We start from the raw sequence: 13,056 nt of genomic DNA, 5'->3' as shown, positions 1-13,056 counted from the left end.
AATAGATCGGTTAAACCTAGCTTTTGGCACTACTTTCGCTTTGTTTAAATCAATTAATACTAAACAACAAAAAGATGAAAAGATTAGGCTTAGCATTACTACTTTTAATGAATGTTTTTGCACACGCACAGGTTTCAATAAATGTAAATATTGGAACCCCTCCAAATTGGGCGCCACAAGGAAATGATGACAGCAGATATTATTATTTACCGGATATTGATACTTATTATGATGTTTCCCAAAGTCAGTACATCTACGTTAATAACGGTCAGTGGATCCGCGATAGAAGACTTCCGGCTAGATACAGACAATATGATTTGTACAGTGGTTATAAAGTAGTGTTGAATGATTACAAAGGAAATTCTCCTTATATCTATCATACAAAACACAGAGCGGATTACCCAAAAGGATATCATGGTAAGCCTCAAAAAAACAGAGGAAATAAACCTGTAAAAAACGACAAGCACAATAACAGACAGCAACCCAAAAAAGGAAGTCCTGAACATAATGATTCAAATAAATCTAAAGGGAATTCTAACAAGGGTTAAGATCATGAGCAAAATGATCGCCACTAATTTGATTAAAATACACTAAAGAAAAACGCCTCAAATTACGAAACTGGGGCGTTTTGGTTTTTTAATTATATCCAATTTGGTATAAAAAATAAAATAAATGACTTTTTATATCATATTGGTTATATTAGGAAGTTTATTAAGTTGAAAAGTCAATTCTTTAGCTTTAAAATTACGTAACAACACCTGACGTTTACTGCTTATCGTTCTTTAGCAACCTCTAATCAGCAATTTTCTGAATCAACTTCATTCTTTTTAAAATTTAAATATAATTAAATGAGATAGTTATTCTATAAAACTTTAAAGATATCATATAAGTAAATCTCTATTAAGTATTTTTAAATTTGAAAGTAGAATATAAAAAAATGAACGATGATACACATAATTGATACAGCAGATAATATAGTTGCTTTTAGAGCGCTTGCCGAAGTAACTAAAGAAGATTTTAAAGCAGTTGTAGTTCCAGCTATTGATAAGTTAGTGAACAGAATTAACGAAATTAATTTTTTATTGGTATTAGATACCGATATTGGTAATTTTACATCTGGTGCCTGGCTGCAGGATGCCTTAATTGGATTGAAACATTTAGGAAAATGGAACAGGGCTGCTATTATTTCAGATACTGACGAAATTATTTCATTTACAAATGGTTTCAGTTATATCGTTCCTGGTGAATTTCGCGGTTTTAAAAAAGAAGAATTTAATAAAGCACTAAATTGGGTAGAAGGGAATATTTGATTTCTTACACCAATCTTAAATTATTTATTATGAGGTCAATATGGACGGGTTCGATTAGTTTTGGTTTAATTAATATTCCAATTAAAATATTCTCAGCTGTAGAAGAAAGCAGCTTGGATATGGATATGCTGGACGAAAAAGACCACGCAAATATAAAATTCAAGCGTGTAAATGAAGATACTGGTAAAGAAGTCGCTTTTTCTAACATTGTAAAAGGATATAAAATTGACGATAAATATGTTATTTTAGAAGATCAGGATTTTGAAGCTGCAGATGCCGTAAAAACAAAAACTATTGATATTCAAAGTTTTGTTTATGAAAAGGAAATTCAGAGTATTTATTATGAACAGCCCTATTATCTTGAACCTGACAAAGGAGCTGCCAACGCATATGCACTTCTTCGGGATGCACTCGAAAATTCAGGAAAAGTAGGAGTGACAAGTTTTGTTTTGCGCAACAAAGAAAGCCTTGCTATTTTAAAGCCTTATAAAAAAGCAATAGTTTTGAACCGAATTCGGTTTGAACAGGAAATTCGGGATACAAAAGATCTTAAACTTCCTGCCATTTCAAAAGCAAAAACCAAAGAAATGGATATGGCCAATAAATTGATCGATCAGCTTACAGAGAAATTTGATATTAGTAATTTTAAAGATGAATATACTGCCAAACTTCTTGAGATCATCAAAAACAAAGCAAAAGGAAAAACATCAAAACCCGGAAAACTTAAAGTAGTACACAAACAAGAAGGTGATTTAATGGAAATGCTAAAAGCAAGTCTTGAAAACAAGAAGAAAAAATCATCTTAATCTTTCTGATCCTCAATTTTTTTGAGGATTTTTTTTATGTCGGCACCTTTAGATAATACAGGAGTCCACAAATCTCCTTTTTTTTCAAATCGTTTTAATACATTTTTAATAGTAAATTGTGACGGATGTAATTTACTGTTTACTTCGCTCCATTCTAATGGCGTTGATACAGTTGCACCAGGTTTAGGTCTGACAGAATAAGGCGCTGCTAAAGTCTGACCAATTCTGTTTTGCAAATAATCAATATAAATTTTATGGTTTCTTTTTTTAATGCTGCGTTCCAGGGATGTTGTTTCCGGTAATCTTGACTGTACTTCTTTAGCGATCAATTCGGCCAGAATTTTTATGGAATCATAGTCATATTGTGCCGCAAGCGGAATATAAACGTGCAATCCCGAAGCTCCGGAGGTTTTACAGAAACACTCCGTTTCTAATTCATCCATTACTTCTTTCACAACTAAGGCTGTTTCTACCACAACAGTAAAATCCTGCTTATCAGGATCAATATCGATTACCAGCCAATCCGGATTATCGATATTTTGTATGGTCGAATTCCATGGATTTATTTCTATACAGCCTAAATTAGCCATATAAAGCAGTGTTTCCTTGTTGTTGCAAATTAGATAGTTAACATCTGCATCATTAGATTCTGAGAATATTTTTTTGGTTTTTAACCACGAAGGCGTTTTTTCTGTATCAACATCTTTTTGGTAAAAACTGGGAGCATCAATTCCATTTGGATATCGATTCATAGATTCGGGACGGTTTTTAAGATAGGGCAGCATGAGATCAGCCACTTCATTATAATATTGCACAATCTCTCCTTTGGTAATCCCGTCGTTTGGAAAATATATTTTATTTTGATTTGTTAAGTGAAGCGTGGTTTTACCTACTTTCAAATCATAATCGTTTTCTGTTTTATCTTTTGGTTTGGTATTCATAATCTCTTTTTTTATTGAATCAGGGCTTTTGGTATTTGACGGCACAAAAACTTCACTAGCTTTTTTATCGATTCTTAAACCGAGGTATACAGGATGTCTAAGATATTTATCCTGTGTCCATTCTGAAAACTTAACCTGACATACTAACTTTGGTTTAACCCATTGAATAGTGTCTCTTAAGGCTAGTTTTTCACTAAGAGGAGAATTACTGATAAAATGAGGCTTAAGTTTAGTGTGCAATTCTTTCAGGGTTTCGGTATTAAAACCAGTCCCGCATTTTCCTATAAACTGTAACCTTTTGCCATAATATTGACCAAGCAATAAGGCGCCAAAATATTTTCTCGAATTTTTAGGTTCAGTAATTCCAATAATAATGGCTTCTTCCTGATTAGAAGTTTTTATCTTAAGCCAGTCATTACTTCGTCTATTTACATTATAATTGCTGTCAGCTTTTTTAGCAATAATGCCTTCTTCATTATTTTTTATGGCGAGATCAAATAACTCTAATCCCTTTTCAACAGTATGTTCTGAATAAAAAATGTTTTTGAATTGATATTTATTAAATAAAATTTTCAATAGCTCTTTTCTTTCCAGCAAAGACAATTCTGTAATTGAATTCCCGTCTAAATTTAAAAGATCAAAAACATAATATTTTAAAGTTCCGGAACCTGTTTTAATATAATTTTGAAGCAATTGGAAATTTGCTTTTCCGTTTTCATCCTCCACTACGATTTCTCCATCTAAAACTGCGGTGTGATCTATTTTTTTTAACTCATCCGCAACAGCTTTAAAATTTGAGTTAAATGACATTTCGTTACGACTGAATAATTCGACTTGTGGCGGATTTATAACAGCAATAGCACGATATCCGTCGTATTTTTTTTCAAATACCCAGTCCGCATCATCAAAAGGCTTTTCTTTTATATTTGCCAGCATTGGTTTAATAAAAGCTGCCTTTTCATTTGGGGCATTCTTTTTTTTTGAAGGTGTTTTTTCTTTGACAGCGAGAGTGGCTTTCTTAGATTTATCTTCCAATTCTTCCAATGCTCTTTTTGACAATACCGATTTGTTTTTTTCTAATATGTCGGTATCGGTTGCGTATTTGTCATTCTTCTTAATCAAAAGCCAGGCGTTTTCCTGTCTGCCTTTTAGTTTGACTAAAGAAAATTCACCTTTAAGTTTTTTACCTTTTAAAATAAAACTTAAATGTCCTTTTTTAAGATTACCTAATAATGTTTTTTCAGGAGTTTCTGTTAGTTTATCAGCTTTATAGGTTCCATTATCCCAAATTATCACATTTCCGGCTCCATAGTTTCCTTCAGGAATAGTGCCTTCAAAATCTTTGTAACTATAAGGATGGTCCTCAACCATCATGGCAAGGCGTTTATCATCAGGATTCATTGAAGGACCTTTGGGTACAGCCCAGCTTTTAAGAACTCCATTCATCTCCAGCCTAAAATCATAATGCAAATGAGAGGCAGCATGTTTTTGGACCACAAAAATCAGTTCCTGTGTAGACTTTTCAATTTCACCTTTAGGTTCCTGAGTTTGCTTAAAATCTCTTTTTTGATTGTATTTAGATAGTGACATAAGATTTTGTACTTAAAAAATTATTGAAGAAAACAGTATACGAATGTTGCTGTTATACCGAATATGACATGAGCAAAAAACAGTTGTATATAATAGCCTTTAAAATCTATTTTGGGCTTGAAGTCGGCAATTTTAAATAGGAGTATCCAGCCTATAATTCCGACTATTCCACTTAAGGCTCCCAATAAAAGTGCATTCAAAAAAGAGGTTTTTAAAATATCATTTACCCAAAATAAATGATAACTGGTGACAAAAAATAATCCTATAAAATAATGTAAAAACCATGCTATAGTTGTCTTTGTTTTTAGTGGTAAATCAAGTTTTAATTTGCTTAAAACAAAAGTTAGCAATACTGGTTCTTTATATAATTCTCTAAAGCTTTTTGAAATGACATAACTAAATAGTGTCATTGCTGATGTTGCTGCAATTGATGCTATAAGTATTTTTAAAAAAATATATAAATCCATATATTTATTATTTAATTATTTTTTGTTAATAATAAAAATTAAGCATTTAGAATTAAAGTTATTTAATATATTAATTTAGAATATCTTTAGAAATAACAAGTATGCGACCGAATTATACTATCAAATTTATAGCTCATAAAGCATTTATATTTATAGAATTAAAATTTCAGATTATATAATTTTCAGGGATTTGAAATAGGGTATAAACTTCTTATAATTAATGAATTAATCATTATTTTGCTAATATTATCTGAGTTTTTTTATTTTAGGATAATTAGTATATTATAAGTAAATGAATTCAATTTGAAATTTTATTCAAAAAAATGAGTTTAAAATTTTTTTGATAAAAAACAATTTTATATGTTTACACAACCGATTGCAATTATTTTATAATTTTAATAACTTTATGTTAAAAGTGAGGAATTAAATTTTAGTTCATTAATTTATAATTTTAAAAATTATTACACAACCGATTGTTTTTATTGTTATTTTAGCCTCAGATTTACTATAGTATTCCTATGTAAGTTTAAAACTTAACTAACCTAATCCATAACCACATAAAAAAATAATGAATTTATCCTCACAAAAATTATCAGTTAAAGAAAAAATAGGATATAGTCTTGGAGATCTTGCTGCCAATTTAGTTTTTCAAACTCTAATGACGTATCTGGCCTATTTTTATACAGATATATACGGATTATCTCCTACGCATTCCTCAATAATAATGCTGGTTGTAGGTCTAATTGCCGCTTTTATTTTTAATCCTATTATCGGTGCTCTTGCAGACAGGACGCATACACGATGGGGTAAATTTCGTCCCTGGATTTTGTGGACATCAGTTCCTTTAGGAGTTATTGCACTTTTGGCTTTTACAACACCTGATTTTTCATATCAGGGAAAGGTAATTTATGCAGTTGTTACATACTCACTTTTACTATTATTTTATGCATCAAACAATTTGCCTTACTCGGCGCTTAGTGGAGTCATTACAGGGGATATGTCAGAGAGAAACAGTATGTCATCTTATCGGTTTGTTGCTGTAATGTTTGCACAGTTTTTTGTACAGGTTTTTATGCTTGGTATTATTAAAAGTGCAGGAAACGGTGATAAGGCTATTGGTATCGAAAAAGTAATGACTGTATTGGCTATAATTGGAACGATTATGCTACTAATAACTTTTTTAACTACAAAAGAAAGAATCGTACCAAAACCGGAACAAAAATCAAGTGTAAAAGAAGATTTAGGTGATTTAATAAAAAACAAACCCTGGATTATTACATTAACACTTACTTTATTGGTTTTTGTTACACTTGCTATTAAAGGTGGTTCTTATGTGTATTATTTTGAGAATTTTGTAGACAAGCAAAAATTAGCACTTTTTATACAGCCTATTTTAAATTTTCTTTCAACAATCGGATTAAATACTTTTGGTAATGACCCAATTTCTGCAGGATTCGGATTGTTTAATGCTGGTGGAATCATTTTTATGATAGTGGGTATTACATTATCAAAAAGGTTCGCTGACAAATATGGCAAAAGAAATGTATTTGGACTGTTTTTATTTATTTCTACCTTATTTATAATTGCTTTTTATTTCTTTGCTCCAACCTCAATTAGTTTGATGTTTTTTTCTCAAATTTTTCATGGATTTTTCTATGGCATTACAATTCCGCTTCTTTGGGCTATGATTGCAGATGTAGCAGATTATTCAGAATGGAAAAATAACCGTCGTGCGACTGCCATTATATTTTCGGCCATGATGGTGGGACTTAAAGCAGGATTGAGCATAGGCGGAGCATTAACAACATCGCTTTTAGGACATTTTGACTACATTCCAAATTCGACACAACAAACAGATATCGCCATTAACGGAATCAAATTATTGGTAAGCATTTTTCCTGCAATTCCTTTTTTAATTGGAGTAGTATTATTGTTTTTCTATGAAATTGACAAGAAAATGGAAGTACAGATTGAGGCAGATTTAAAACAAAGAAGAGCATAAATTATTATAATCAAAACAAAATACAACTATGCCTGAAGATAGCATTGAACAGATTAATTTTGAAAAAATTAACAAAATAGCCATATCGCAACCTTTAGTTAAACATATGTATACTGCCGATCCTTCTGCACATGTATTCAACGGAAAAATTTATATTTATCCATCGCATGACATTGATGCAGGGATTCCCTTTAACGATAATGGAGATCATTTTGGTATGGAAGACTACCATATATTTTCTATGGAAAATATAGAATCTGAGGTAATAGATAATGGGGTTGCCTTGCATGTTAAGGATGTTCCGTGGGCAGAGAAACAAATGTGGGCGCCTGACGCTGCTTGCAAAAATGGTAAATACTATCTATACTTTCCAGCAAAACGTTCAGACGGAATTTTCCAGATTGGAGTGGCTATAAGTGATTCGCCTACAGGACCATTTATTCCGGAACCCGAAGCAATTAAAGGCAGCTATACAATTGATCCTGCAGTTTTTGAAGACGAAGACGGGAAATTTTACCTTTATTTTGGAGGTATTTGGGGTGGACAGCTTCAAAAATACCGAAACAATAAATTTTCTGAAGAAAACGAAGAGCCTCATTCAAATGAACCCGCATTAGGACCAATCGTTGCTTTGTTGACAGATGACATGAAGCAGTTTGATGAATCTCCAAGAGAAATTAAAATTCTCGATAAGAATGGTGATGTATTATTAGCAGGGAATAATGAGCAGCGCTTTTTTGAAGGTCCCTGGATGCATAAATACAATGGAAAATATTATTTTTCTTATTCTACAGGTGATACGCATTTCATTTGTTATGCAATTGGAGACAATCCTTATGGTCCATTTACCTATCAGGGACGAATTTTGAATCCTGTAATTGGTTGGACTTCACATCATTCTATCTGTCAAATTGAAGAAAAATGGTATCTTTTTTATCATGATTCCAGTCTTTCAAAAGGGATTACCCATTTAAGATCAATAAAAGTAACCGAAATTACTTACAATGAAGATGGTTCTATAAATACGATAGATCCTTATGGTAATGAAAAGTAGATAAAGTTCAGTTTATTAAAAAAAGCAAGTACTTAATTTTATTATCTATGGAAATAAATGGTGATAGAAAACCGGAAACTGCCAGACAATATCATGTTAGTATTGATTGTGCTATATTCCATTTTGATACAGACGGATTAAAAGTTTTATTAGTTAATAATGAAAAAGAAAATTGGGGATTACCAAGTCATTGGATTTCTGAAGGAGAAACTATCGAAAGCACTTCTAATCAGATTTTAAAAAAATATATTAGAGTTGAAGTTTTTTATATAAAACAGCTTGAAGCGTTTAATAGTAGTTCACAATATTCGCCATCAGATAATATTACTATTGGATATTACGTCTTAGTAAAAAAGGACAATCTTTATTTAGAAAATCATTTACAATCGTTAGAAGTTCAATGGTGGAAAATTGACGAAGCTTTACATTTAAATTATAAACATCGTACGATACTGGATTATAGTTTAAAGGAATTAAGAAGATGTATTTGCCAAAGTGCTATAGGTTTTAATTTATTGCCGGAAAAGTTCACGTTATTACAAGCTATGCAGCTATATGAAGAAATTTTGGGTATAGAAATAAATAAATCAAACTTTAGAAGAAAATTTTTTAAAATGGGATTAGTGTCTGGTTTAGATGAGAAACAAGAAGATGTTTCGCATAGGGCCGCTAAGTTTTATAAATTTAATTTAGAGAATTACAAAAAATTAGAGCAAGGAAGATTTAATTTAAGATTTTAGTTGATTGTTACAACCAATATAATGATCATTATATCTTTTTGAAACATAACAAATTTTGACAAAAAACTATTTTTTTAAATAAAACAAATACTTACTTTAGCAGACCAGAACAGAACGGAACAGTATAATGAACGACGAACAGGAGAAATTTGTATTTGTAATTAATCACGATAGTGATATTCCCAAGTATCAGCAATTGGTAAATGGAATAAACAATGCTATTGCAGAGAATATTTTACAGAAGGGAGATTTGCTACCATCTGTTAACGCAATTTGCAAAGAAAATCAGTTGTCAAGAGATACTGTTTTTAAAGCATATTCAATTTTAAAAGATCAGAAAACAATTGATTCTGTTCCGAATAAAGGGTATTATGTTTCCGGTGAAACCAGAAAAGTGCTCTTGGTACTGGATACTTTTAAAGCCTATAAAGAGGTTTTGTACCATTCATTTGTGAATAATTTGCCTGACAATGTTATTACCGATGTTCAATTTCATCACTATAATATTGATGTTTTTAAAACCATAATTAATAATAGCGTTGGGAAGTATTATAAATATGTGGTAATGAATTTTGATAACAAGGAAGTATCATCAATTTTATCGGCAATTTCGAATGATAAATTGCTTTTGATTGACTGGAATATACATTCAAAAAAAGAAAATAATTATGTTTTTCAGGATTTCGGAAAAGCATTTTATAATTCATTAAATGGAGCGGTTGATTTATTTAAGAAGTACAAAAGCATCTGCTTTGTTTATCCTACTTATACAAATCATCCAAAAGAAACATTAGAGAATTTTAAGAAATTTTGTGCCGATTTTAATTTTGAAAATGAAATTATCACAGATCCAAAAAAGTTTGAAATTGAAAAAGGAATCGCTTACATCAGTATCAGCGACAGGATTTTGGGACATTTTTTAGAGCAATGCAAAGAGAAGGAACTGGAGCCTGGACAGGATGTTGGTTTTTTATCTTACAATGAAACTCCAATGAAAAAATTCATATACAAAGGAATTTCGGTTGTTTCAACTGATTTTAAGGAGATAGGAACCCAAGCAGCAGCATTTATAACACATGATGAAGTTATGCAGTGTTATGTGCCAACAAATTTAATATTAAGAGAATCATTATAAATTATGTATTATATCGGATATGATATTGGAAGCTCTTCGGTCAAGGTTGCCTTGGTTGAAGCAGCAACGGGCAAAAAAGTAATTGTCTTGAATGAGCCCCAAAACGAAATGGAAATCTTGTCATTACAGCCGGACTGGGCAGAACAAGATCCTGAAATGTGGTGGCAGTATATTTGTACGGCAACAAAAAGAGCCATAAAAGAAGCTAATATTGATGCATCTAAAATTCAGGGAATTGGTATCTCTTATCAGATGCACGGATTGGTAATTGTGGACAAAAACGGTAAAGCGTTGCGTAACTCAATTATCTGGTGCGACAGCCGTGCGATTGAAATTGGCAATAAAGCTTACACTGAAATTGGAGCCGAAAAATGTGGGGAACATTTGTTGAATTCACCGGGAAATTTCACCGCTTCAAAACTGAAATGGGTTAAAGAAAATGAACCTGAAATTTACCGCAAAATTGATAAATACATGCTTCCTGGTGACTACATAGCTTTGAAATTGACAGGACAAGTAACAACTACTAAAAATGGTCTGTCCGAAGGAATGCTTTGGGATTATAAAGAAAATAAGGTTGCTGACTGGCTTTTGGATTATTACGGAATCGAGCAGTCACTGACTCCTGATATTGTAGAAAATTTTACTAATCAGTGTGTTATTAACGAAAAAGGTTCACAGGAATCCGGACTTCCAATTGGAATTCCGATTGTTTACCGAGCAGGGGACCAGCCAAACAATGCTTTATCATTAAATGTGCTGCGCCCAGGAGAAGTAGCAGCAACAGGAGGTACTTCAGGGGTTTTTTATGCTGTTACGGAAACAAATTCGGGAAAAAGTACTCGTGTAAACAACTTCGTTCATGTAAACTATTCAGAATCAAATCCGAGAGTTGGAAAATTACTGAATATCAATGGAGCCGGAATCGAATATAGATGGATGCGCAATAATACAGGAAATGAGTCCTATGAAGAAATGAATGAAAAAGCATCTCAGGTAAATGTGGGTTCGCAAGGACTGGTTGTAATTCCGTTTGGAAATGGTGCTGAAAGAATGTTTAACAATAAAAATGTTGGATCCCATATTTTAAATCTCAATTTTAATATTCATACCAATGCGCATTTATACAGAGCTTCTTTGGAAGCAATTGCATTTTCATTTGTGTATGGAATGGAATGTTTAAAAGATGATAATGCCAAAATTAATGTGATCAGAGCCGGTAATGATAATTTATTCCGTTCTGAAATTTTTTCGAATACAATTGCAACATTGATCGGGCATGAAATAGAAATATACAACACAACTGGCGCAGTAGGTGCAGCAAGAGCTGTAGGCTTAACAGATGGTGACTTTGAAAAATTTGGTTCAGGTATTACAACCAATGATCACGTAATGACCTTTTTGCCTCTAAAAAACAAAGAGGAATACGAGAAAGCATATCAAAACTGGAAAAAAGAATTAGAATTAATATTAATAAATAAATAAAAGAACAAAATGATAGTTTTAGGAAATAAAGAATACTACAAAGGTATCGGTCAAATTAAATTTGAAGGAAAAGAATCTGATAATCCTTTAGCGTTTAAATATTACAACCCAGATCAGGTTGTAGCAGGAAAAACAATGCGTGAGCACTTTAGATTTGCAATTGCTTACTGGCATACTTTCTGCGGACAAGGTAGCGATCCGTTTGGACCGGGAACTCAAAATTTTGCATGGGACCAATCTTCAGATCCATATCAGGCTGCAAAGGATAAGGCAGATGCTGCTTTTGAATTTATCAGCAAAATGGGATTTGATTACTTCTGTTTTCACGATTACGATTTGATTGCTGAAGGATCCACTTTCGCTGAATCAGAAAAACGTTTAGCATTTATTACAGAATATTTAAAAGAGAAAAAAGCAGCATCAGGAATTAAATTGCTTTGGGGAACATCGAACTGTTTTTCAAATCCAAGATTCATGAACGGAGCCGCAACAAATCCTGATTTTAATGTGGTGGCAAGAGCGGGTGGACAAGTAAAACTTGCTTTGGATGCAACTATCGCTTTAGATGGAGAAAATTATGTTTTTTGGGGTGGTAGAGAAGGTTACATGTCTTTACTGAACACCGATATGGGAAGAGAATTGGATCACATGGCTCAGTTTTTAACGATGTCTCGTGATTACGCTAGATCACAAGGTTTTAAAGGAACTTTCTTTATTGAGCCAAAACCAATGGAACCATCCAAACACCAATACGATTTTGACTCGGCAACAGCAATTGGATTTTTGAAAGAATATGGTTTGGATAAGGATTTTAAAATCAATATTGAGGTGAACCATGCCACTTTAGCACAGCATACTTTTCAACATGAATTGGAAGTGGCTGCGAAAGCAGGAATGCTAGGAAGTATTGATGCTAACAGAGGTGATTACCAAAACGGATGGGATACAGATCAATTTCCGAATAACATTCAGGAAACTACTGAAGCAATGCTTGTTTTCTTAAAAGCTGGCGGATTACAAGGCGGAGGTGTGAATTTTGATGCTAAAATCAGAAGAAATTCAACTGATTTAGAAGATGTTTTCTTAGCGCATATTGGTGGTGCCGATACTTTTGCAAGAGCATTACTTACAGCAGACAAAATCATTACTTCTTCTCCGTACGAAAAATTAAGAAAAGAAAGATACAGTTCGTTTGACTCCGGAAAAGGTAAAGATTTTGCTGACGGAAAATTAAGCCTTAAAGACTTGTATACTATCGCAAACGAAAATGGAGAACTAAATCTTCAAAGCGGTAAACAAGAATTGTTCGAAAATATTATCAATCAATATATTTAATTGATCGAAGAAAGAAAAAATAATTTTTGGTTATTCATAAAACCAAAATCAAGATTGTTTTTTGTAGTTTTTTATCTCTGGCAAATGTTTAGGTTAGTTTTATTTGCCAGAGAAAATCAGCTAATTTTTTAGTAATTATGACCGTTGAATTTTAAATTGTCAACGGTCTTAAATTTTTATTTCAAAAAAAA

11 protein-coding genes are annotated in these 13,056 nt (G+C 32.2%); 9 read left to right on the top strand and 2 right to left on the bottom strand.

Annotated elements, in window-relative coordinates; genetic code table 11:
* Positions 1-74 precede the first annotated feature (74 nt).
* The 3 genes from ACEN2I_RS02540 to ku all read left to right on the top strand — a co-directional run bounded on the left by ACEN2I_RS02540 (position 75) and on the right by ku (position 2,116).
* Positions 75-548, top strand: a complete 474-nt coding sequence (locus tag ACEN2I_RS02540) for a hypothetical protein (RefSeq protein ID WP_441764553.1) — start codon at positions 75-77, stop codon at positions 546-548.
* Positions 549-944: 396 nt separating this feature from the next.
* Positions 945-1,310 (top strand): STAS/SEC14 domain-containing protein, encoded by a 366-nt coding sequence (locus ACEN2I_RS02535; protein ID WP_441764552.1) that lies wholly within the window; start codon positions 945-947, stop codon positions 1,308-1,310.
* Between the two features lie 29 nt (positions 1,311-1,339).
* The gene (gene ku / locus ACEN2I_RS02530; protein ID WP_441764551.1) at positions 1,340-2,116 is read left to right on the top strand and encodes a non-homologous end joining protein Ku; all 777 of its coding nucleotides are present in this window, start codon (positions 1,340-1,342) and stop codon (positions 2,114-2,116) included.
* Here ku and ligD read toward each other — a convergent pair.
* Together ligD and ACEN2I_RS02520 are read right to left on the bottom strand one after the other, a co-directional pair.
* The gene (gene ligD, locus ACEN2I_RS02525; protein ID WP_441764550.1) at positions 2,113-4,647 is read right to left on the bottom strand and encodes a DNA ligase D; all 2,535 of its coding nucleotides are present in this window, start codon (positions 4,645-4,647) and stop codon (positions 2,113-2,115) included. The two genes, ku and ligD, sit on opposite strands and share 4 nt — an antisense overlap.
* A 20-nt stretch (positions 4,648-4,667) precedes the next feature.
* A complete protein-coding gene (locus ACEN2I_RS02520; RefSeq protein WP_441764549.1) occupies positions 4,668-5,114 on the bottom strand; it encodes a hypothetical protein in 447 nt (148 codons plus the stop codon).
* 568 nt (positions 5,115-5,682) lie between these two features.
* Between ACEN2I_RS02520 and ACEN2I_RS02515 the strand changes: the two genes are divergently transcribed.
* From ACEN2I_RS02515 to xylA, 6 genes are all read left to right on the top strand, one after another.
* Complete coding sequence (locus ACEN2I_RS02515) at positions 5,683-7,116, top strand: MFS transporter (protein WP_441764548.1); 1,434 nt, start codon at positions 5,683-5,685, stop codon at positions 7,114-7,116.
* A 28-nt stretch (positions 7,117-7,144) separates the two neighbouring features.
* Complete coding sequence (locus ACEN2I_RS02510) at positions 7,145-8,170, top strand: glycoside hydrolase family 43 protein (protein WP_441764547.1); 1,026 nt, start codon at positions 7,145-7,147, stop codon at positions 8,168-8,170.
* Between the two features lie 47 nt (positions 8,171-8,217).
* On the top strand, positions 8,218-8,910 hold the full coding sequence (locus ACEN2I_RS02505; RefSeq protein ID WP_441764546.1) for an NUDIX hydrolase: 693 nt from the start codon (positions 8,218-8,220) through the stop codon (positions 8,908-8,910).
* A gap of 127 nt (positions 8,911-9,037) precedes the next feature.
* Positions 9,038-10,045 carry a GntR family transcriptional regulator gene (locus ACEN2I_RS02500; protein WP_441764545.1) on the top strand — a complete coding sequence of 336 codons (1,008 nt, stop codon included), beginning with the start codon at positions 9,038-9,040 and terminating at the stop codon, positions 10,043-10,045.
* A gap of 3 nt (positions 10,046-10,048) precedes the next feature.
* Positions 10,049-11,530 (top strand): xylulokinase, encoded by a 1,482-nt coding sequence (locus tag ACEN2I_RS02495; protein WP_441764544.1) that lies wholly within the window; start codon positions 10,049-10,051, stop codon positions 11,528-11,530.
* A gap of 9 nt (positions 11,531-11,539) precedes the next feature.
* The gene (gene xylA, locus ACEN2I_RS02490; protein WP_441764543.1) at positions 11,540-12,865 is read left to right on the top strand and encodes a xylose isomerase; all 1,326 of its coding nucleotides are present in this window, start codon (positions 11,540-11,542) and stop codon (positions 12,863-12,865) included.
* Positions 12,866-13,056: the final 191 nt, after the last annotated feature.

Origin of the sequence: Flavobacterium sp. W22_SRS_FK3 (assembly GCF_052113665.1) — a bacterium.
Classification (GTDB): domain Bacteria; phylum Bacteroidota; class Bacteroidia; order Flavobacteriales; family Flavobacteriaceae; genus Flavobacterium.
The sequence above is the reverse complement of the archived record's forward strand: the minus strand, read 5'-3'. Positions and strand labels throughout refer to the sequence as shown.